19 protein-coding genes are annotated in these 20,765 nt (G+C 70.4%); 7 read left to right on the plus strand and 12 right to left on the minus strand.

From position 1 onward, the window contains the following. Positions 1–124 precede the first annotated feature (124 nt). The 3 genes from OHB04_RS12565 to OHB04_RS12575 all read left to right on the plus strand — a co-directional run bounded on the left by OHB04_RS12565 (position 125) and on the right by OHB04_RS12575 (position 2,594). Entirely contained in the window at positions 125–1,120 is a 996-nt protein-coding gene (locus OHB04_RS12565) for an aldo/keto reductase (RefSeq protein WP_326687765.1), read from the plus strand. A gap of 162 nt (positions 1,121–1,282) precedes the next feature. Beyond that, positions 1,283–2,395 (plus strand): PQQ-dependent sugar dehydrogenase, encoded by a 1,113-nt coding sequence (locus OHB04_RS12570; protein ID WP_326809436.1) that lies wholly within the window; start codon positions 1,283–1,285, stop codon positions 2,393–2,395. A 25-nt stretch (positions 2,396–2,420) separates the two neighbouring features. Beyond that, positions 2,421–2,594: a DUF6191 domain-containing protein gene (locus OHB04_RS12575; RefSeq protein WP_326687766.1), complete on the plus strand. Its 174-nt coding sequence runs from the start codon at positions 2,421–2,423 to the stop codon at positions 2,592–2,594. Positions 2,595–2,626: 32 nt separating this feature from the next. Here OHB04_RS12575 and OHB04_RS12580 read toward each other — a convergent pair whose 3' ends face one another. The 3 genes from OHB04_RS12580 to OHB04_RS12590 form a co-directional block, all read right to left on the minus strand. Continuing rightward, on the minus strand, positions 2,627–2,917 hold the full coding sequence (locus tag OHB04_RS12580; protein WP_326807460.1) for a hypothetical protein: 291 nt from the start codon (positions 2,915–2,917) through the stop codon (positions 2,627–2,629). A gap of 170 nt (positions 2,918–3,087) precedes the next feature. Next, on the minus strand, positions 3,088–3,801 hold the full coding sequence (locus OHB04_RS12585; protein ID WP_326807461.1) for a hypothetical protein: 714 nt from the start codon (positions 3,799–3,801) through the stop codon (positions 3,088–3,090). 73 nt (positions 3,802–3,874) lie between these two features. Then, complete coding sequence (locus OHB04_RS12590) at positions 3,875–6,157, minus strand: MMPL family transporter (RefSeq protein WP_326807462.1); 2,283 nt, start codon at positions 6,155–6,157, stop codon at positions 3,875–3,877. A 589-nt stretch (positions 6,158–6,746) separates the two neighbouring features. Between OHB04_RS12590 and OHB04_RS12595 the strand changes: the two genes are divergently transcribed. Then, a complete protein-coding gene (locus OHB04_RS12595) occupies positions 6,747–7,280 on the plus strand; it encodes a phospholipase A2 (RefSeq protein WP_326687769.1) in 534 nt (177 codons plus the stop codon). A gap of 519 nt (positions 7,281–7,799) precedes the next feature. Here OHB04_RS12595 and OHB04_RS12600 read toward each other — a convergent pair. The 5 genes from OHB04_RS12600 to OHB04_RS12620 all read right to left on the minus strand — a co-directional run bounded on the left by OHB04_RS12600 (position 7,800) and on the right by OHB04_RS12620 (position 14,550). After that, the gene (locus tag OHB04_RS12600; protein ID WP_326687770.1) at positions 7,800–8,066 is read right to left on the minus strand and encodes a hypothetical protein; all 267 of its coding nucleotides are present in this window, start codon (positions 8,064–8,066) and stop codon (positions 7,800–7,802) included. A gap of 376 nt (positions 8,067–8,442) precedes the next feature. Beyond that, entirely contained in the window at positions 8,443–8,880 is a 438-nt protein-coding gene (locus tag OHB04_RS12605) for a hypothetical protein (protein ID WP_326687771.1), read from the minus strand. A gap of 149 nt (positions 8,881–9,029) precedes the next feature. Then, entirely contained in the window at positions 9,030–13,238 is a 4,209-nt protein-coding gene (locus OHB04_RS12610) for a DUF6531 domain-containing protein (RefSeq protein ID WP_326687772.1), read from the minus strand. Further along, complete coding sequence (locus tag OHB04_RS12615) at positions 13,235–13,666, minus strand: hypothetical protein (RefSeq protein WP_326687773.1); 432 nt, start codon at positions 13,664–13,666, stop codon at positions 13,235–13,237. Before OHB04_RS12615 ends, OHB04_RS12610 begins: the two co-directional genes overlap by 4 nt. A gap of 257 nt (positions 13,667–13,923) precedes the next feature. Then, positions 13,924–14,550 (minus strand): ATP-binding protein, encoded by a 627-nt coding sequence (locus OHB04_RS12620; protein ID WP_326687774.1) that lies wholly within the window; start codon positions 14,548–14,550, stop codon positions 13,924–13,926. A 185-nt stretch (positions 14,551–14,735) separates the two neighbouring features. Here OHB04_RS12620 and OHB04_RS12625 point away from each other — a divergent pair, with 185 nt between their 5' ends. Genes OHB04_RS12625 through OHB04_RS12635 form a run of 3 tightly spaced genes read left to right on the plus strand, consistent with a single transcriptional unit; the run spans position 14,736 to position 17,322 of the window. Then, on the plus strand, positions 14,736–15,623 hold the full coding sequence (locus OHB04_RS12625; RefSeq protein WP_326687775.1) for a helix-turn-helix domain-containing protein: 888 nt from the start codon (positions 14,736–14,738) through the stop codon (positions 15,621–15,623). Beyond that, a complete protein-coding gene (locus OHB04_RS12630) occupies positions 15,620–15,826 on the plus strand; it encodes a DUF397 domain-containing protein (protein WP_326687776.1) in 207 nt (68 codons plus the stop codon). Before OHB04_RS12625 ends, OHB04_RS12630 begins: the two co-directional genes overlap by 4 nt. Positions 15,827–15,840: 14 nt before the next feature. After that, positions 15,841–17,322 carry a M81 family metallopeptidase gene (locus OHB04_RS12635; protein ID WP_326807463.1) on the plus strand — a complete coding sequence of 494 codons (1,482 nt, stop codon included), beginning with the start codon at positions 15,841–15,843 and terminating at the stop codon, positions 17,320–17,322. Here OHB04_RS12635 and OHB04_RS12640 read toward each other — a convergent pair. From OHB04_RS12640 to OHB04_RS12655, 4 genes are read right to left on the minus strand one after another with little or no spacing between them, the layout of a single operon-like run. Further along, entirely contained in the window at positions 17,288–18,022 is a 735-nt protein-coding gene (locus OHB04_RS12640) for an HAD family hydrolase (RefSeq protein WP_326807464.1), read from the minus strand. The genes OHB04_RS12635 and OHB04_RS12640 overlap by 35 nt on opposite strands. After that, positions 18,019–18,882 carry a class II fructose-bisphosphate aldolase gene (locus tag OHB04_RS12645; RefSeq protein ID WP_326807465.1) on the minus strand — a complete coding sequence of 288 codons (864 nt, stop codon included), beginning with the start codon at positions 18,880–18,882 and terminating at the stop codon, positions 18,019–18,021. The genes OHB04_RS12640 and OHB04_RS12645 overlap by 4 nt, the downstream gene beginning before the upstream one ends. A gap of 55 nt (positions 18,883–18,937) precedes the next feature. Next, the gene (locus tag OHB04_RS12650; protein WP_326807466.1) at positions 18,938–19,903 is read right to left on the minus strand and encodes a 1-phosphofructokinase family hexose kinase; all 966 of its coding nucleotides are present in this window, start codon (positions 19,901–19,903) and stop codon (positions 18,938–18,940) included. Beyond that, positions 19,900–20,748, minus strand: coding sequence for a DeoR/GlpR family DNA-binding transcription regulator (locus OHB04_RS12655; protein WP_326687781.1), 849 nt, complete (start codon positions 20,746–20,748; stop codon positions 19,900–19,902). Before OHB04_RS12655 ends, OHB04_RS12650 begins: the two co-directional genes overlap by 4 nt. Positions 20,749–20,765: the final 17 nt, after the last annotated feature.

A 20,765-nucleotide genomic window follows, 5' to 3' on the forward strand; every position in this document is an offset into this window, starting at 1 on the left:
CGCCCCACCGGGAGCCGGGGGGAAAGCCGGTTCGGGGTCGTGACCCGTGTGACGAGAAGATATGTGTGGGACACCGGAGGCAACCGTTAGTTTGGAGGCCGTTCGGGAGGGAGCAAGGAGCCAGGTGGAGCGCAGGACGATCGGTGCGGCAGCCCTCGGCGTGGGCGCCGTGGGCCTCGGCTGTATGCCGATGAACTGGGCCTACTCCACCTCGCAGCAGCGCGGAGAGGTATCGCTGCGCACCGTGAACGCCGCCCTCGACCGCGGGATGTCCCTGCTGGACACGGCCGATATGTACGGCCCCTTCACCAACGAACTGCTGGTCGGGCGGGTACTCAAGGAGCGCCGTGCCGACGCCTTCGTCTCCACCAAGTGCGGGCTGCTCGTGGGCGAGCAGCACATCGTGGCCAACGGCCGCCCCAGCTACGTGAAACGTGCCTGCGACGCCTCGTTGCGCCGGCTCCAGACCGACGTGATCGACCTGTACCAGCTGCACCGCGCCGACCCCGAGGTCCCGGTGGAGGAAACCTGGGGTGCGATGGCGGAGTTGGTGACGGCGGGAAAGGTGCGGGCGCTGGGCTTCTGCGCCGTTGGCGCCCGCGCGGACAGGCGCGCGGGAACCCGCATCCACGAGGCGACCATACGGCAGCTCGAACGGGTGCAGCAGGTCTTCCCCGTGAGCGGTGTGCAGGCCGAACTGTCCGTGTGGTCACGGGAGGCGCTGGAGACGCTGCTGCCGTGGTGCGACGCGCGCGGGGTGGGCTTCCTCGCGGCGATGCCGCTGGGCAACGGCTATCTGACCGGGGAGCTGACCACGGGGCGCGGCTTCGAACCGGACGACGTGCGCGCGCGGCATCCGCGGTTCACGGCCGAGATGATGGCCGCCAACCAGCCCATCGTCGCCGGATTGCGCCGGGTTGCCCGCCGTCACGGAAACGCGACACCCGCCCAGGTCGCCCTCGCCTGGCTGCTGGCCCAGGGGTGCCATGTGATCCCCGTACCGGGCACGAAGAAGCCGCACTGGGCCCTGGAGAACGCGGGCGCCCCGGACCTCGTGCTCACCGCCGAGGACCTGGTGGAGATCGGCGCCCTGCCGGTGGCGCGCGGCTCCTGGGACTGAGACCCGCGCGGCGGCACCGCGCGGTGTGGTCCCCTATGGACACTCGGACCCTCCGCGGGGAGGGCCCTGTTCCAGGACGAGTGCGCTGCCGAGGACCGAGGAGAGCGGAACGTGCGACGAACGACGGGTGTGAGCGTGGGCGTTGCCTTCACGGCCTTCGCGATGCTGCTTGCCGCCGGGTGCTCCGGCGAGGACGGGGGCGGTGGCGAGGAGCCGGGCGGGCGGGACAGTTCCTCGGACGCGTCCGCGGATCCCAGCGCCTCGGCGGCCCCCGCCAAGGGCTCGGTCAAGGTCGTCAAGACGCTCACCACCGGGCTCAAGTCCCCCTGGGGCCTGGCCGCGCTCCAGGACGGGGACCTGTTGGTGTCCTCGCGGGACAGCGGGCAGATCCTGCGGGTGGACGGCAAGAGCGGGAAGAAGACCAAGGTGGGCACCGTCCCCGGCGTCGCGGCGGCCGGTGAGGGCGGGCTGATGGGCCTGGCAGTGCCGTCCGACGACCCGAAGATGGTGTACGCCTACTTCACCACCGAGTCGGACAACCGCATCGTGCGCATGGTCTACGACGAGAAGAAGGAGCCGGGCAACCAGCTCGGCGCCCCGGACACCCTGCTCAAGGGCATCCCCAAGGGCACCATCCACAACGGCGGCCGGATCGCCTTCGGCCCGGACGAGATGCTCTACGCCGGCACCGGTGAGTCCGGGGAGGGCGGCCTCTCCCAGGACAAGAAGTCGCTCGGCGGCAAGATCCTGCGGATGACGCCCGACGGTGACCCTCCCGGCCAGGGCAACCCCGAGTCCGACTCGGTCGTCTACTCCTACGGGCACCGCAACGTCCAGGGGCTGGCCTGGGACCGGGACAAGAGGCTGTGGGCCTCCGAGTTCGGCCAGGACACCTGGGACGAGCTGAACCTCATCGAGCCGGGCAAGAACTACGGCTGGCCCGACGCCGAGGGCAAGGCCGGCAAGAAGGGCTTCCAGGACCCTGCCGAGCAGTGGCGGCCCGCCGACTCCTCACCCAGCGGCGCGGCCGTCGTCAAGGGCTCGGTCTGGATGGCCGGGCTGCGCGGCGAGCGGCTGTGGCGCATTCCCCTCAAGGGCGCGGAACCCGCGGCCAAGCCCCAGGCGTTCCTGAAGGGGAAGTACGGACGTCTTCGTACAGTCGTGCCCGATCACAGCGGTGGCGGGGACGGCCTGTGGCTCGTCACCAGCGAGACGGACGGGCGGGGATCGCCCCAGAAGGGGGATGACCGCATCCTCCGGCTCAAGGTGAGCTGAGCTTGAGGGGAGCTGAGGGGGCCATATGTTCAACCTGATCGACGAGCTGTTCTCGCCGAGCCGCAAGCACAGCGAGGACGAGCGGCAGCGGCTGGAGCACACCCGCTTCGAGGCCGGAAGCCCAGACCCGGGCAAAGGCCCGATAGACCTCGCCTCCGGCCGGGTCACCGTCCGCCCGCCCGAGCAGCGGAAGGGCTGACCAGCGGCAGCCGGGAGGCCCGCTTGCCCGCCTCACCGCGGGCCGGTACGGATGAGGCCCATCGCGGTGCCGCTGCCGCACGAGGCGATGCGGGCGCCGGGGACGCCCAGCTCGGCCCGGACGCCGGAGAGTGCACGGACGCCGGAGAGTGCACGGCCTGACGTCTCCGCCGCCTCGGCGGCGGGCAGCGGTAGGCCGGGCGGCAGCCTGGCCGGCCCGGCCTCGCGGCCCTCCTCCGCCGCCGCCGGCACGGCGGGAGCGCCGCGCGGCGCGGGGGTGAAGGAGGCGCGAGCGGCGGGCCGTCGGCGCCCCGTCCGGGACAACCACCGGGTCCCACATGGGCCATGGGCGTTGGCGGCAGGGGCCCGGCCCACTCCAGCGGCCGTCTTGCCGCCCGCCTCTGCCGGGTCGCGGTCCCGGGCGGGGAGCCGCCTTCGTGCCGTACGCCACCCGCCGGAGGCCCGACTTGCCGAGCCCCGGCCGAGCCCTGCCTTTACTGGCCGGCTCCCGCACCGGCGCCCGCACCGCCGGTCGCGGGGACCTCGGGCTGCGCGGCGAACAGGTCGAAGTACATGCCACCGGCGACTATCAGGCCGATGATCCCGAGGACGACACCGCCCAGGCCGACGGCCTTCATCCACGGCTTGGCGCCCACGCGCCCGTTGAGCATCGCCAGCAGGATCCCGCCGACGACGACGGCGAGGACCGCGAAGATTCCGTTGACCACGGCAGCGGCGTGCCAGGGCGCGCCGTAGAGCGAGTTGACCTGTTCGGTGGCCGAGCCGCCGGAGCCCTGGGCGCCGCTGGAGATCTGGCCGATGAGCTGCTTGCGCTCGCGGAGCATCTCCCCGAAGGAGGTGCCGGTCAGCGAGGCCAGGCCGAGGCCCGCGCTGACGACTGCGGCTGCGCCCGCGCCCCAGCCCCCGCCGGAGGCCCGCTCCCGCGCCTCGGCCGCGTCGAGCTCGGCCTCGTGGTCCGCGTCCTCGTCGTCGGCGAGGTCGTCAGCGGCATCGTCGTCCCGAGGGCCGACGGCGTCCCTGGGCTCCTCGGACGCCTCGTCGCGGTCCTTCTTCTCCCCGCCCTTGCGCAGGGCCCCGGCGGTGTCCCGGTCCTCGGCCGCGGACTTCGCTCCGGTGGTCTCCTCCGGTGCGCTCTCGTCCGTCGCGGGGGTCTTGTCAGTCGTGGTCTTCGTGCTTTCGGTAGCCATAGGCGGTCACGGTAGGTGTCGTTTCTGAGAGACCGATGAGAAATTCTGTGCGCTGCGTGGACAGAGGGACGTCTCAGGCCACCGGGGCCGTCGGGGACTCGGCGACGGCCGGGACCCCGGGTACCTCGGGCGCCTCGGGGACCTTCGAGATCTCGGGGACCTTCGGGACCTCCGGGGCATGCGGTGCCTTGGGGGCGGTCGCCGTCGGATCGACGATGCCCGGCTCGATGCTGATGCGCGGAAGCCGGCGCTCCAGCCAGCCCGGCAGCCACCAGTTGGCACCGCCCAGCACATGCATCAGCGCGGGCACCAGCAGGGTACGCAGCACGAAGGCGTCCAGCGCGACGGCGGCGGCCAGCGCGATGCCGAACATGGCGATCATCCGGTCTCCGCTGAACACGAAGGCACCGAAGACCGCGATCATGATGACGGCGGCGGAGTTGATCACCCGGCTGGTCTCGGACAGGCCGACGCGGACGGAGCGTCTGTTGTCGCCGGTCAGCCGCCATTCCTCGTACATCCGGCTGACGAGGAAGACCTGGTAGTCCATGGAGAGCCCGAACAGGACGGACACCATGATCACGGGCAGGAAGGGTTCGACGGGGCCCGCGCTGCCCAGGCCCAGCGCTTCGCTGCCCCAGCCCCACTGGAAGACGGCGACGACGACGCCGAAGGCGGCGGCGACCGCGGCGATGTTCATGGCCGCCGCCTTGAGAGGAATACCGATGCTGCGGAAGGCCAGCAGGAGCAGCACACAGCCCAGGCCGACGACGGCGCCGACGAAGAGCGGGAGCTTGCCAATGATGATCTTGGCGAAGTCGTCGTAGCCCGCCGTGACGCCGCCGACCCGCACCTGGAGCGTGGAGCCTTCTTCGGCCTTGGGCAGCACCTCGCCGCGCAGCGTGTCGACCAGGTCGGAGGTGGCCTGGGACTGGGGCGAGGTGTCGGGCACGACGGTGATCACGCCGGTGTCCCCGCTGCCGTTGAACTCCGGCCCGCTGACCTGGGCTATGCCCGGGGTGCGGCGCAGGTCGTCGGGCAGGTGATCGAAGGCGAGCTTGTCCCCGGCGCCGTCCAGTTCGCCCACGAGGGTCAGCGGCCCGTTGCTGCCGGGCCCGAAGCCGTCGGCCAGCAGGTCGTACGCCTTGCGGGTGGTGCTGGTCGCGGAGTTGTTGCCCTGGTCGGAGGTGCCCAGATGGAGGCCGAGGGTGGGCAGCGCGAGGACGGCCATGAGCACGGCGGCCACCGCGCCCAGCACCTTGGGATGGCGCTCGACGAAGGCCGCCCAGCGCATGGCGAAGCCGGTGGGCCGGTCGGGGCTCGGCCCGTTCGCCACCAGCCGCCGGCGCTCGCGCCGCCCCAGCGCCCTCATCCCGAGCAGGCCGAGCAGCGCGGGCAGCAGCGTGACGGAGGCGGCGACGCTGAGGACGACGGTAAGAGAGGCGGCGAGCGCGACCCCGTTGAGGAAGCTGAGCCGCAGGATGAGCATGCCCAGCAGCGCGATGCACACGGTGGCCCCCGCGAAGATCACCGCCCGGCCGGAGGTGGTCACGGCATTGAGCGCCGCCTCGCGCACGGGCAGCCCGGCGCGCAGTCCTCTGCGGTGACGCGTGACGATGAACAGCGCGTAGTCGATGCCGACGCCGAGGCCGATGAGCATGCCCAGCATGGGCGCGAAGTCGGCGACGGTCATGATGTGGCTGAGCAGCCCGATGCCCGCGGCGGCCGTGCCGACGGCGACGACGGCTGTGATCAGCGGGAGGAGCGTCGCGCAGAGCGAGCCGAAGGCCAGATAGAGCACGACCGCCGCCGCGGCCAGCCCGATGATCTCGGCCAGGTGTGCCTTGGGGGTCTCGGTGACGGAAATGCCGGAGCCGCCGGCCTCGACCTGGAGCCCGTCGCCCGCCGCCCTCTTCGCCGTGTCCACGACGCGCTGGACCTGCTTCTCGTCCAGCTCCTCGGCGGGCTTGCCGAAGGTGAGGCTCGCGTACGCGGTGTGGCCGTCCTGGCTGATCCGCTCGCCGCCGTCGGCACCGTAGGGGGACTGCACGGAGCCGACGCCCGGCAGGTTCTCGACCTCGCGCAGGGTCTCGGCCATCCGGTCCCGCACGGCCGAGGCGCGCACGCTCCCCTTGTCGGTGTGCCACACCAGGGTGTCGTCGTCGCCGCTCCGGTCCGGGAAGGCGGACTCCAGCCGCTGGGCGGCCTTGCCCGACTCGGTGCCCGGGGCCTCGTAGTCGTTGGAGTAGGAACTGCCGGCGAGGGCCGAGGCCGTCACGGCTCCGGCGAGTGCGGTCAGCCAGAGCAGCAGAACGAGTACGCGGCGCTTCAGACACCAGCGGGCAAGAGCTGTCACGGGCGGTCGCCTGCTTCCCGGGTCGTGCGCTAGCTCTGCCGGGATGCGGGCCGTGCTGTGCGCGTGACGGGCTTGTGTGGGGCTGTGGAACTGTGTGGCTTGTGTGGCTCGTGTGGCTGTCGCGGACGCAAGGGGAGCCGAAGCGGTGCCGAGTAGTCCGGTTCGGAGCAGAGTGCCACTCCGGAGAGATCCTTTGACGTCTTTGTGGCGTTACACACAAACGTCCCCCGGAGGACGTCGTCCCGGTGAGCCGCGGCCCCTGTCCGCCAGGCCGTAGTACGTAGTACACCCGTGTGCCACGTCGGTACGGGGCGTGACCCGTGTCGGCGCGCAGATGGTGACGACCCGCTGTTGGGGTTCTCCGAGCCACCATTCCCGGTGCCGATTCAAGGGCGATTCCCAGAAGCTTCCCGACCGCTTTCCAAATGGCCCCGACGGCCAATGCGGTCCCCCGGCTGGTGTGTGCAGCCCCCGTCCGAGAAGAGGGTTTCTCGAGGCCCTCGGAGCGCGCAGGTGGGCCAACACCTTCGCCCCGGCACCTCGTTCTCAGGTCGCGCGACCAGCGCAGCCCCTCCGACCTGGGAGAACCATGCACAAGCGCACCCTGTCGACGGCCGTTCTCACCCTGGTGCTCTCCGCGAGCGCGCTGACCGCGGGCGCGGGCACCGCGGCGGCGGCGTCGCCTGGTGCCGGCACCGGCACCGGCACCGGCACCGGCACGAACACGGGCACAAGCGCGGACGCCACCGTCCGGCAGCAGGCGGACCAGATCATGAACCTCAGCTACGAGGAGTTCGCGCGGACCCCGCGCACCACCCCGTTCAACTGGACGACCGACGGCTGCTCCGTCCCCGGCCCCTTCGCCCCCTACCGCCAGGTCTTCCACCTGGCCTGCACCCAGCACGACTTCGGATACCGCAACTACGGCGGCAACCACGAGCTGAAGCTCAGCCCCACCCGCGAGACCAAGAACTGGATTGACGGCCGCTTCCGCACCGAACTGATCCGCACCTGCGAGAACACCTACAAGACCCCGCTCAGGCACCAGAGCTGTCTGGCGGCGGCCGACGCGTACTACTTCGGGGTCAACACGACCCCCACGGCCGACCGGGCGTTCTTCTGAGCCGACCGTTGTCTGAGCCCTCCCGCGCAGCTCTCCGCGAGGGATCCTGCGCTCAGCGAGGTCCTGCGCTCACCGAGGACTTGGCATCCCGCAGAAGTCCAGCGAACCTGCTCCCCGGAGGCGGGGCGGCCCGGGGCCTCCGGGAGCGGTGCACCGGTCTCCAGCAGCGCGGAGCGGGGCCCAGCATCACGACCCGAGCTGTCCTCCCTCCAACGGGGCGAGGACACTCGGCACGAGCCGGGCTCCCGTCACCGGGTCACCCACACCCACAAGGGCGGTCCTGACGCGCCGGAAGCGTGCGAACCGTTTATGCGAGGCGCCGATGCCTCGCGGAACAGGACGTACAGGCGCCGCTCGCCGATGCTCAGCGCGGGGACGACTCCCCTGGAACGAGCTCGCCGACCCCCGCGTCGGCGGAGGCGAGCCCCCGGGCCCACCCGACATCAGAGCAACGTTCGGTCCACAGGCGGGGCCTGGTGACTCGTTCGGTGGTGGGCTGGGAGGGGTCCAGACCTCGCATCACTCGTCGCCCTCGTGTGAGAAGCGAAGCTCTGAAAGACTTCGCTCAGCGCCGCGTAGCGAGTCGATCATTTCTGGCACATCATAGTAGGGAAGAACACATCCCGGCCGGTAAAGCGACAGGGCTTCTTCGAGTTCCTCCGTTGCAGCGGATTCCGGAAAGTATTCGTGTAGGAGTCGTTCGATCCGATTCACCGCCGACAAAGACTGGTCTTGCCCGGACAGGAATCCCTGAACCAGCAGGAGGATTTCCACTCCAGGTTTCACGAGATGTTCACCCCCTTGGGGATCACAACGGTTACGGCATGATTCGGGTGAATGGAACTGATCACGACGAACGGCTTTCCAGGTAGATCCATGGAACGCGCCTGAATCGTTCGGCGGAGTACACACAGGACGACCGAACCCCTACTTTTTGCGATCCGGAAATTGAAAGAAGAGATTGGCGTGGCATTGAATATAGAACTGGATCGAGACATCGAAGAAAGGTGGCGATCGGAATGAAATTAGACATATAGTGGAGCAAAGTGTCAAAGTATCCCCAATTAAGGCACTCCAGGTGGATAACCCTGATCTCGCAGTTCGAACAGCGATCAGAAAAGGCGTCGCGGAGCCACGCCCCGAATGCCACACCCGTGTCTATCTATCCACTGGCTAGCGACGAAATATCACTGGCAGGAATCCTGTACGAATCAGCCAGAAACCTATCGAAGATGACAACCAGGGAATCTGGCATGTACCTGATTCCTGAAGTCGTGGAGTCATCTGACTCCCCCAACGCGATCACGATACTTTCTGAATTCGCGAAGTCGACACGGAAGGACCAAGGCATCTCCGGCGTCCCCTCATTGGGCACATGCCATGCGATCCCTGCCCCGGTGACTGACTGACCAAGGAACCGCGCCCACTCGCTGCGTTCGGTCACCTCGACCGCGCACTCAGCAGCTCGGCGGCTACTGTCATCTTCTTCTCGCAACTCGACTGCCAGGCCCTCTTTGAGTCCGTCCATCGCCCAGGAAAAAGCCAATACAATTCCGGCTTCCATGACCAACTCCACGGCCATGTCCACCTCATGCACCACGTCGGTTCTGTGCCCCTCGGGCCACCCCTCTCCATGAGGGACTACGTACCGCACTTCGGTGAGATAGGTGCGCGAGGCCCGATTCAACAACGCGCTGAACTCAGCCTCGTGCCGTCGATGTTCGGACCAGGGTTGCAGCACAATCATCGCTAATACCTACCAAAGTACTGAAAATCGCCGTTTGAATCGAAAGTTGCACCGAATCCTCTACCCCCCGACGGATCCGGCATAACGTACCGTGTTCCACCTGCGAAGTTCCCCGAAGTCACTGGGACTTGCACTGAACGGGAATTCGTGAGGATGTCATCCAAAAGGTCCTGCCCCGCAGAGTCCAGTTCTTTCCCCGGCACGGTCGCCAGGTCTCCCCGGGCCATGTGCTTTTGGTACTCGCGCCCCGCATGGGTCCGCTTCCCCTTGGCCGGCCGCTGACCGCTCTGCGACATGCCATCCAGGCACTTCGCCAGCCCTAGAGGGTCGACCCACGCCAACGGGTTGTTCACATAGCTGTGCTGATTCGGCGCCGCTTCCAGTCCCAACGGGTCCGGCGTCAGATAGCGCGCCGTCGCCGGGTCGTAGTAGCGGAAGTAGTTGTAGTTGAGGCCCGTTTCGGGGTCGGCGTACTGGCCGGGGAAGCGGAGGGGGCAAGCAGGGCCCGGGGGGTCGTGGGGGGCGGGTAGGGGGGTGCCCCAGAGGGTGGTGCGGGGGTGCCACGCCACATGGCCGTCCGGGGTGACCAGTTCGGTGGGGGTACCGGTGAGGTCGGTGAGGACCGCGTGGAAGAGAGGGGTGGTGGCGGTGGGGTTCTTGAGTTTTGTGAGGAGCGATTCGTCCTTGGAGCGGACGAGAGGGGTGTGGTCGGTCTGGCACAACGGGCGGTGCGTGCCTGGGGCGTAGTCCCAGGTGGTGGTGTTGCCCTCGGCCGTCGTCTGTTCCGCCAGCCGTGTGCCGTCCCAGGCGAAGGTCAGGCCGCTGCTGTCGGGCCCCGTCTTGGAGGTGCGTCGGCCCATGGGGTCGTATGTGTACGTCCATGTGCCGTGCGGCGTCGTCGCGTGGGTGAGGCGGTCCTCGGCGTTCCAGGTGTAGGTCCAGGTGCGGGTCTGGCCGTTGAGGAGGCGGCGGCACGTGGAGGTGCGGCGGCCCGCCGCGTCGTACGCGTATGTGGTGCGTCCCGCGCGGTGCACAAGAGTGCCTGCTATGTCGCGGTCGCCCGCTGACTCGTGCGCGGGGGCGTCGGCGGAGGTCACGTTGCCCGCTGTGTCGTAGGCGTAGGTCTCGCGCCAGCCGTGGGCGCGGACGCCGGTGACGCGGCCTACGGGGTCGAGGTCGAAGCGGCGGGTACCGGTGGCCAGTTCGGTGATCTCTGTGAGGTGGCCGTCAGGGCGGTAGGTGTACGTGCGGTGCTGGAGGAGTGCGGAGCCACCGCCCGCGCGTGCGGCCTGGATCGTGAGGCGGTCGGCGTCGTCCCACGTCTGTGACAGGACGACGTCGCCGCAGCGGCGTTCGGTCTCTCGGCTCGCCGCGTCGTGCGTGAAGGTCAGGGCGCCGTGGTCGGTGGCCAGCTCCAGCGGGCGGCCTTCGGCGTCGTAGGTCCAGGTGGAGGTCAGACCGGAGGGCGTGGTGCGGCGGGTGCGTCTGCCGAGTGCGTCGTAGGCGTACGACGTAGTCCTGCCGTTGACCGTCTCGGTGAGGACGCGGCCCAGCGCGTCGCGGGTGAGCGTGACCTCGCTGTCGGGGTTCGCCGCCCGTATGAGTTCGCCGGCCGTGTCGTAGGCGAGTGTGGTCTCCGCACCCGTGGAGGCGTCCTGTTGTGCGGTGACGCGGCCGAGCGGGTCGCGCGTGTAACTGAGGGTCTGCCCTGCGGCGTTGGTGCGGGCCAGCATCTGCCCCGCGGGGTCGAGCTCGTAGGTGAGCGTGGCGCCGTTGAAGTCGGTCTCCGCGACGAGGCGGCCGGCGGAGTCGTACTCATAACGCCAGTGCAGGCCCTGCGGGTTGGTGACGGTGGTCAGCCGCATCTCGGTGTCGTAACCGAAAGAGTACGTCGCGCCGTCCGCCTCGGTGCGGGTGGCGGGGACGTCGAAGGGGGCCGGAGTGTGGCGGGTGGTGTGGCCCGCGGGGTCGGTGTGGGTGAGGAGGTTGCCCTCCCCGTCCCACGTCCAGGTCTCGCGCCCGCCTTCCGCGTCCTCCCGCCACGACGGCATGCCCTCGGGCGTCCAGGCCATACGTGTCATGTGGCCGAGCGGGTCGGTGATCTCGCTGACGCGGCCGAAGGTATCCCGCACGACGCGTGTGGTGTGGTCAAGTGCGTCCGTCACGGCGGCCGGGAGCCCGGCCCGGTCGGGGGCGATGGCGCGGGTGTGACCGAGCGCGTCGGTGACGGCGGTCAGGTGGCCGCGCTCGTTGTACCGATAGACGGTCCTCGCCCCGGCAGGGTCCGTGGTGCGGGTGAGGTTGCCCAGTTCGTCGTAGGCGTGGTGCCACTGGCCGCCGCCCGGTTCGGTGACGGTGAGCGGCTGGCGCAGCTCGTTGTAGGTGGCTGACGCACACGAGCCGTCGGGCAGGGTCACGGAGGTGAGATTGCCGTCGGCGTCGTAGGCGTAGTGGGTGGTGCGGCCCAGTGGGTCGGCGACCGACAGGGGTTCGGTGCCGCGCTCGTTCCAGGCGGTGCGCGTGGTGTGGCCGAGCGGGTCGGTCTCGGCGACAACCTTGCCGTTGGCGTCGTAGCGGCACACCGTGCGCTGTCCCAGCGAGTCGGTGTATGTGGTGGTGCGTGCGGGATCGTCGTAGGCGAAGGTGCCGTCGTAGATCCCGTCGACGCCCCGGGTACGGACGACGCGACCCACCGCGTCGTACTCATAGCGGAACCACACGCCGTTGCGGTCCTGCCACACGAGCATCCGGCCGGCGTCGTCGTAGGTGAAGCGCAGGGCCTTCCCGCTGGAGTTGACGACCTCGGCGAGGTTGCCCGCCGCGTCGTATCCGTAGCGCGCGACGAGCGTGCCGGGCCTGCCGGCCGGCCCGTCCTGGAGGGTGTAGGCAGACGGCTCCTCATCCAGCAGCCACAGCGCCGTCACACGCTGCCCCTCGCTCTCGACAGCGAGGTGGTAGCCGCCGGAGTGGCGTATCGCCGTAGGCACGCCGTCCGCGTTCCGGTCCACCTCGATACGGGCGCCGTTGCGGTCCTGCCAGGACTCGACGGGAAGTCGTACGGTCGTGTCGTCCTGGGTGGGGCCCGGGTGCGCGAAGGTGCGCACGATGCCGGTGTCCGGGTCGGTGACCGTCATGACCCCGTCCGGCTTGCCGTCCCACTCCAGCGGCCAGCGCGGGCCTCTCTCCGGCAGGACGGGAGCGTCCGGCTCCGGCACCGGGTAGACAAGTCGCATGCCGTCCGCTGCCGCGAAGACCACGCCCTCCGCGTCGAGCTGGACCTGCTCGTCGAGCGTGGACGTCCACGTCGGTCCGAAGCACACACCCGCGCGATACGAGGAAAGGTGCGTACGGGAGAACGTGAACGGGAGAGACGCGGGCAGCGAAAGGTCGGTCTGCTCCATCAGCATCGCGCCGGTCGCGACGTCGACCGGCTCCCCCTTGACCGGCGTCTCCTTGAACGACCGTGCGCTCGCGGGAATCAGGTCGTCCCGCAGCGAGGAGGGCCGCCGCAGCATCGGCGGCCTGGCCGCGGCGTTCACTGCGGCGAACGGGCCCATGGCGGCGCCGAACAGCGAGCCGGTCTTGGCTGCCTTGCTGACCTCATCCAGGCTGACGCCGTCCTGATTGCCCGCCAGTATCCGCATGGGCTGTGCGACAGCCAGGTCGAGGGCGGCGCTCTCCACTCCGGCGAACGCATAGCCCGCCAGCACACCGGCGACGATCCGGGCCGCGGTGGCGGATATGGACACGCGCAGCGTGGCACCGAGAGCGATGATGCTGCGCGCGGCAGCGGTTGCGGCGAGGTCCGAGGCGCCGAGGGTGGGACCTGTCAGAAGGATGCCGCCGACGATGACCGAGGCGCTGATGCTGATCTCGGTCCACAACTGGGACATCGCCGTGTCGATCTCATCGGCGAGTTCGTCCAGCCCTTTGGCCATGGAGCGCGCGGACTTGGGGAGATCACGCAGCCATCCCTTGTCGCCCTCGCCGACATAGCGGGACCAGAACTTCTCGAACGCGTCGATGGCCTTACCGCTGTTGACGTCGATGATCGAGCGCGCGGAATGGTTCGTCGCAACCTTGACGTCATCGACGGTCTCGGCGAAGGCCCGCCACGCCTTGGCGGCCTCGCGGAGCTGGTCGGGGTCACCGTCGGGCCAGGTGAGGCCGATCTTCTCCAGGATCGACCGCGCCTCGTCCTCGATGCTCACTTGCCGCCGCCCTTGGCCCCGCCGTCGCTGTGCTGATTCGAGATCTTGGTGAAGATGCCCTCGATCAGATCCTCGTTGTCGACGTGGCCGTCCTTCATGTCGTCGATCGCCTCGTGAATGCTGACGAGGCCGAGCACGAGCACGCCCGTGGTGCTCTCGATGGATTTCTGGTTCTTCTGGTACTTCTTCTCGAACTTCGCACCCGCCTCGTCCTCGCCCCAGGGCTTGCCCAGACCGTCCAGAGTGGTGACGAGGGTGGTGAGAGCGCGGCTGAGCTTCTTGCTCTGCTCGCCGAACACGGGCGCCGCCAGCTTGAGTTCGGGCACACCGATCCCCAGGACCGATCCGCCCTTCCCCGCACCGGCCCCGTAATCAGACGTGGTGTCATGATTGAGACGCATATGCGTGGAGTCGTCGGGGCGGGCCATGAGGACCTCCTGGGGCGCTCGTTCGCAGTCGGCGGTCTGCGTGCGTGCGCTCTGTGTGCTGCGGTCTGCGTACGTACGGTCTGGGCGGTCTCGACGTCCCCGAACGTCGATCTCCCCTCCTCGCATATTCGAACTTCCGTATGCGGGAACGCCTGAGTGTAGTCATTCCGTCACTCCGGCAACAAACGTGTCCCACGCACTTTTCGCGACGCGACATGGCTCGCCACAGCGGGGCACGCCCACGCATCGGCGCCTCGTCAGCCCCGGACCGCGCGCCGCACCGTCAGCTTTTCCGTCGCCGGGACGCGCAGGGCGGGGCCCTCGTCCAGGGTGAGGACGATGGCGAGGGCGCCCGTGGCGAAGCGCTCGCCTCGCACGCCGCGCACCGTGTGCCACGCACCGCGAGCGTGTACGTGGTGGCCCGCGCACACGGTGACGGCCGAGGCTGTGACCTCGCCATCGTGGGCGGGGGCGCGTAGTTCGGCCCACACGGTTTTGCCCACGCCGCCCGGTCGGCGTTCCGTGCCCCATTGGTAGGCGAGCGCCTCCACGAGCAGCAGCCCGTACCCGCCCTCGTCGCCGGGCGCCGGCACTCTTGGCGCGGGGCGCCCCTCGCCCGCGTCGCCGACCTCCAGTCGTACGGCCGCCTCGTCCGGCCGTACCACCCGGACGGCGACCTGCCGGTCGCTCGGCGCGGGCGCCCGCACCGCGTTGGTCACCAGCTCCGACACGACCAGCTCCGCGTCCTCCGTCACCCCGGCGTCCACCTCCCACGCGGTGAGCACCGCCCGCACGAGGGCTCGCGCCCTCGCCACGCTTTGCCTGCCCCGGGGCAGGCGGCAGCTCGCCTCGTACGGCTCTCGGAGCTGGTCGTGCTGGGACATGGCGGCTCCCTGATGGGTGGGCGCGGGGTGAACTCTCCGCTGCGCGGGCTTGTTCGCCCTGCGCACCGTCACAGAGTGCCGACGAATCCGAACCGTGTGCAACGTTACTTCGAGGATTGCTACATGAATCACCCGATCGTGGTTCCTTGTTACGTCACCCAACCGCCCCTGGTACAAGGGTCGTTATGACTACGAGGAGCAGTACCGTCCGTCCGTCGACCGTTCTCGGGCGCCAGCTCGGCGACGAGCTGCGCAGGCTTCGCGAGGCAGCGGGGAAGTCCACCGCTGACGCGGCAGAAGCCGCCGACTGCACGAAGGCGAAGATCAGCCGCATCGAGAACGGGCGCGTTCCCGTGCGGCTGCCGGACCTCGATGCGCTGCTCCACGCATACGGCGTGAAGGAATCGACCTTGCGCGAACGGCTCACGTCCCTCGCCCGCAGGGCCAACCGGCGCCGTCGCGAAGGCTGGTGGAACCAGTACGGCTCGGTCCTGGAGGACACGTACCGCGACTACATCACTCTCGAAGCCATCGCGGACTCGGTCCGCACGTTCCAGGCTCAGCTTGTGCCGGGGCTCCTTCAGACCGCCGACTACGCCCGCGCGGTCGCTGTCGCCTCCCAGCACTGGCAGGAGGCCGACGAGATCGAGCAGTTCGTCACCACCCGGCTCACCCGTCAGGAACGTCTGACGGACGAACCGTCCCTCCGAGTCTGGGCCGTTCTCTCGGAAGCGGTGCTGATGCAACAGGTCGGTGGCCCGACCGTCATGCGGGACCAGTTGGCGCACCTCGCCTCGATGGCGGAGCTGCCGAACGTCACGGTGCAGGTCCTGCCGTTCGACCGTGGAGCGCATCCGAGTATGTTCGGGCCGTACGTGGTACTGGGATTTCCACAAGAGGCAGCACTGAATGTGGTGTTGACGGACAACCCGACCGGCTCCATGTGGCTGGAGCAGGAGCATGAAGTCGTGCGATACAGCGATCTGTTCGACTCCGCACGCACCGGTTCGCTGTCCCCGGTGGAGTCCTGTGCCCTCATCAAGCGCAGGGCCAAGGAGCACAGAACATCATGACCAACGCACGCCACGACCACACCGACCTCACAGCCGCGTCATGGCGGACGAGCACCTATAGCGGCGGGAACAACGAGTGCGTGGAGGTCGCCATCAACCTCCCCCACAGCGTCCCCGTCCGCGACACCAAGAACAAAGGTGCGGGCCCCATCCTGCGGATTGCGCACGGCAGTTGGGCGGCGTTCCTGGCGGGCCTCAGATAGTGGTGGCGGGTGCCATGGAGAAACACGGGGCCGGCCGCGCGCAGCGCGTCGGCATCGGCGGGATGGCCATCGAGTCCAGCGGATTCTGTCCGCACCGCACCAGTTACGAGGACTTCCGCGTCACCCGTGGCGCGGACCTGCTGGGGCGCTACGCCTGGACGGGTCCGGCCGACCCGATGGCCGCCGACGTCGAGTGGGTGCCGCTGGTGCACGCGGTCGCGCTGCCCGGGGGGCCGGTCGAGCTGGAGACGTTCGGGCGGATCCGTGACGAACTCGTCGGCCGCATACGTGAGGCCGGCCCCCTCGACGGGATCGTCTACGACATCCACGGCGCCATGAGCGTGTTCGGCCTCACCGACGCCGAGGCCGAACTGACCGCCGCCGTCCGGGAGGCGGCCGGGCCCGACACCCTGATCTCCGCGGCGATGGACCCGCACGGCAACGTCTCCCACGAGTTCGCCCGCCATCTCGACCTGCTCACCGCGCACCGCCTCGCCCCGCACGAGGACGCCTGGGAGACGCGGGAGCGCGCCGCGCGCAACCTCGTCGACCGCCTCACCAGCGGCGCGGGCCGCCCGCACCGCGCCTGGGTGCAGGTGCCGGTGCTGCTGCCCGGCGAGAAGACCAGCACCCGGCTGGAGCCCGCCAAGTCCCTCTACGGCTCGCTGGCCTCCGTCGAGGCGCTGGAGGGGATCACGGACGCGGCGGTCTGGGTGGGCTACGCCTGGGCGGACGAGCCGCGCTGCCGCGCCGCCGTGGTCGTCACCGGCGACGACGCCGAACTCGCCCTGGCCCAGGCCGCCATGCTGGCCCGTCGCTACTGGGAGGCGCGGCACGACTTCACCTTCGTCGGGCCCACCGGGCAGCTGGACGAGTGCGTCGCCAAGGCGGTCGCCGCCACGGCCCGCCCGTTCCTGATCAGCGACTCGGGCGACAACCCCACAGCGGGCGGCGCCGGCGACCTCGCGTACGCGCTCAGCCGGCTGCTGGCGCACGAGGACCTCGCCTCGGGCCGGGCGACGGCCCTGCACCCGGGCATCACCGATCCGGCCGCTGTCGACGCCTGCTTCGCGGCGGGCCGGGGCGCACGGGTCACCCTGCGCGTCGGCGGCCGAGTGAGCGCGGGTACGGGGCCGCACGCCGAGCCGTACGAGCTGACCGGCGAGGTGGTCTCGCTCCAAGTCCTCGACGGCTGCCGGGCGGCGGGCGTCCGGCGGGGCGGCGTCACAGCGGTCCTCACCGAGCGCCGCAAGCCGTTCCACACCCTGGCCGACTTCGGCGAACTGGACCCGCGCGCCTACGACCTGGTCGTCGTCAAGCTCGGCTACCTGGAGCCGGAGCTGTACGAGATGGCTGCCGGCTGGCTCCTCGCGCTGACCCCCGGCGGCGTCGACCAGGACCTGCCGCGCCTGGGCCATCACCGCGTCATCCGGCCTCTCTACCCCTTCGACGACGCGGACTTCACCGATCCGGAACTGGTGCCGGTGCTGTTGTGAAGGGTGCTGCTGTGAACGGTGCCGCCCCGGGGGATGCGGGCGGCGGCCACGCGGCCAGCGCCGGGTCGTCCAGCCCGGTGACGTACGCGTGCGCTCCCGGGCAGGTGGCGGGGGTACCGATCCCGATGACCGTCAACCCGGCGGAGGCCGCAGCGCGGATGCCCAGCGCGGTGTCCTCCACGGCGACCGCCTCGCCGGGCGGTACGCCGAGGGCCGCGCAGGCGGCGGCGTACACATCGGGCGCGGGCTTGGGACGCGCCACCTCGTCCCCGGCGACGGTGACCGGGACCAGCGCGGCCAGGCCGCCCTTGGCGAGCGTCTTGTCGAGCAGGGCGCGGAAGCTGTTGCTGGCGATGGCGACGGGGAGAACGGCGGCGGCGCGCCGTACGGCGTCCAGCGCCCCGGGCAGCGGACGCGCCGCCGTGCCGACGGCGGCGACCAGTTCGGCGTTCAGCTCCTCGCTCAGCGCGGGCGCGCTTCCGCCCAGTTCGCGGACGAGCACCTCGCCCGCGTCGTCCACCGCCACCCCGGTCAGCGCGGTGCGCAGCGCGTCGGGGCAGCGGCGGTCGCGGCGCGCGAACATCGCGTCGTAGGCCATGTCCGCGCACGGCAGGGTGTCCATGAGCGTGCCGTCGCAGTCGAAGACGACGGCACGGGGGCGCGGCAGCGCGGCGACGGGGACGGGGATGAGGGCGCTCACTTGGTGACCTCCCCCTCCACGGCGGGGGCGTCCACGGCGGGGGCGCCGCTCAGCAGCGCCGTCAGCCGGGCGACCTCTTCCGCGACCGCCTCGCGGCCCGGCGCGAGGTACTTGCGCGGATCGACCAGGTCGGGGCGTGCGTCCAGCGCTTCGCGCACGGCACGCGTGAAGCGGATGTTGAGGTGCGTCGACATGTTGATTTTCGTCATCCCGGCGGTGACGGCCTCGGCGAGATCCTCGTCGCTCACCCCGGACGAGCCGTGCAGCACCAGCGGTACGTCCAGCGCGGCGCGCAGCCGCCGGATGAGGGCGAAGTCGAGCGCGGCGTCGCGGGTGCGCATCGCGTGCGAGCTGCCGACGGCGACGGCGAGCGCGTCCACGCCGGTCGCGGCGACGTACGCCGCCGCCTCGTCGGGGTCGGTACGCGCCCCCGGCGCGTGCACCCCGTCCTTCCCGCCGACCTCGCCCAGCTCGGCCTCGACCCACACGCCGCGGGCGTGGCACGCGGCGACGACCTCGGCGGTCGCCCGGACGTTCGCCTCGTACTCCAGGGCCGAGGCGTCGAACATCACGGACTGGAGCCCGAGTTCGACGGCCTCCTCGACCAGGGCCGGGTCCGTCGCGTGATCGAGATGCACGGCGGCGGGGACCGCCGCGCGGTCCGCGGCCTGGAGGGCCGCGGCGGCCAGGGGGGCGAGGGCGCCGTGGTAGCGCACGGCGTTCTCGCTGATCTGGAGGATGACGGGGCGCCCGGCGCGGGCGGCTCCGCCGAGGATGGCTGTGATGTGTTCGAGCTGGATGATGTTGAAGGCCGGGATCGGGCCCTTGGCGACGAGGTCGGGGGTGGGGGTGAGTGGCATGGCGCTGCTCCAGTGGATGAGGTGAGTCGATGTCTGCCCCTGCCCGGGGGAAATCTCAATCGAGGGTCAGCGCACGACGCCGGTCGACCTCGTCGTGGACGCGGAGTGCGAACCCCGCGTCATCGATGTGGGCCCCCAGCAACGTCCCGGCGCGCATGATCGCGCCGGAGGCCCAGCGCAGGGCCTCGCGCAGTGCGTCGGGTCCCGCGCCACCGGCCCCCAGGAAGCCGGCGAGCAGCGCGTCCCCCGCCCCCACTGTGTTCTGGGGCCGCAGCACCCGCGCCTCGGCGTGCACCGCCTCCGCCTCCCGCTCGACGAGGAGCACTCCGTCGACTCCGAGGCTGGCCAGGACCGTTCCGGCGCCGGCGTCCTGGAGGCGCCGGGCTGCGTCCAGCGCGTCGCCGAGCGTCCGTACGGACGCGGGAGCGCCCACCGCCCCCGCCGCCTCCGCGAGTTCGTGGACGTTCGGCTTGATCAGGTCGGGCGAGCGCCGGATCGCGGTGGCCAGCGCGGGGCCCGAGCTGTCGACCGCGACCCGGGCGACGGCTCCCGAGCCGCGCACCCCGTCCAGGAGCCGGGCGTAGAAGTCGGGGGCGACACCGCGCGGCAGGCTGCCGGCCGCGAGCAGCCAGCCGGCGTCCTGGGCGGCCTTCGCGGTGCCCTCCAAGAGGGCGACCGTCTCGTCGGAGGACAGCTCGGGGCCGGGCTCGTTGACCTTGGTCACCCGCCCGCCGGCCTCGACGATGGTGACGTTGCTGCGCACCGGGCCCTCCACGGGCACCCCGGTGAACTCCAGCCCGGCCTGGTCCAGCATCTGGGCGAGCACCGCACCGTCGGGGCCGCCGAGCGGGAGCACCGCGCGGGTCGGCCGGTGCTGGGCGTGGAGCGCGAGGGAGACGTTGATGCCCTTGCCGCTGGGCTCCAGGCCGCAGGGCGCGGAGCGGTTGACCTCGCCGGGGACGTACTCGGGCACCGTCAGGGTGCGGTCGATGCTCGGGTTGGGGGTGAGGGTGACGATCATGCGCGGAGGATCTCCCGGATTCCGGCGTCGGTGAGCTGTGCCGCGTCCTTGTCGGACAGCCCGGTGTCCGTGATGAGCAGGTCGATGTCGGACAGTTCCGCGTACTGGTAGAGCCGTTCCCTGCCGACCTTGTGGTGGTCGGCCAGCAGGACGCGGCGGCGCGCTGTGCGGTACATCAGCCGCTTGATGGCGGCCTCCGAGGTGTCGGGCGTGCTCAGGCCGCGCTCCACGGAGATGGCGTTGGTGCCCAGGAAGGCGACGTCGACCCGGATTTCGGAAAGGGTGCGCATCGCCCAGTGGTCGACCTCGGCCAGCGTGCGGGCGCGCACCCTGCCGCCGAGCGTGTGCACGTCCAGCCGGGGCTTGCCGACGAGGGTGAGGGCGAGGGGCAGCGTGTTGGTGAAGACGGTCAGTTCGCGGTCGCCGGGGAACATCTCGGCGAGACACGCGGTGGTGGACCCGGCGTCGAGGAGCACCGAGCCCTCGGCCGGCACATGTTCGAGCGCGGCCTGGGCGATACGGCGCTTCTCGCGCTGGTATCCGGTGCGTTCGGCGGTGGGCGGCTCCAGGGAGAGGCTCTCGGCGGGTACGGCCCCGCCGTGCTGACGCCGCAACAGGCCCTGGCGCTCCAGCAGGACGAGGTCGCGCCGGATGGTCTCCGCCGAGACGCCCAGCCGCTCGGCGGTCTCGGCGGCGTCCAGCCGTCCTTCCACGCGCACGGCGCGCAGGAGGGCCTGCTGCCGCTCGGCGGCGTACTGCTGCCTGCTCGCGCCGGACGCCCCGGAGGGGCTGGACGCGCCGTGCTGCGCGGCATCGGCGTCGGCGACGGCATCGGCATCGCTCATGTGCGGGGCTCCTGTTC

Origin of the sequence: Streptomyces sp. NBC_01775, from assembly GCF_035917675.1 — a bacterium.
Lineage (GTDB): Bacteria > Actinomycetota > Actinomycetes > Streptomycetales > Streptomycetaceae > Streptomyces.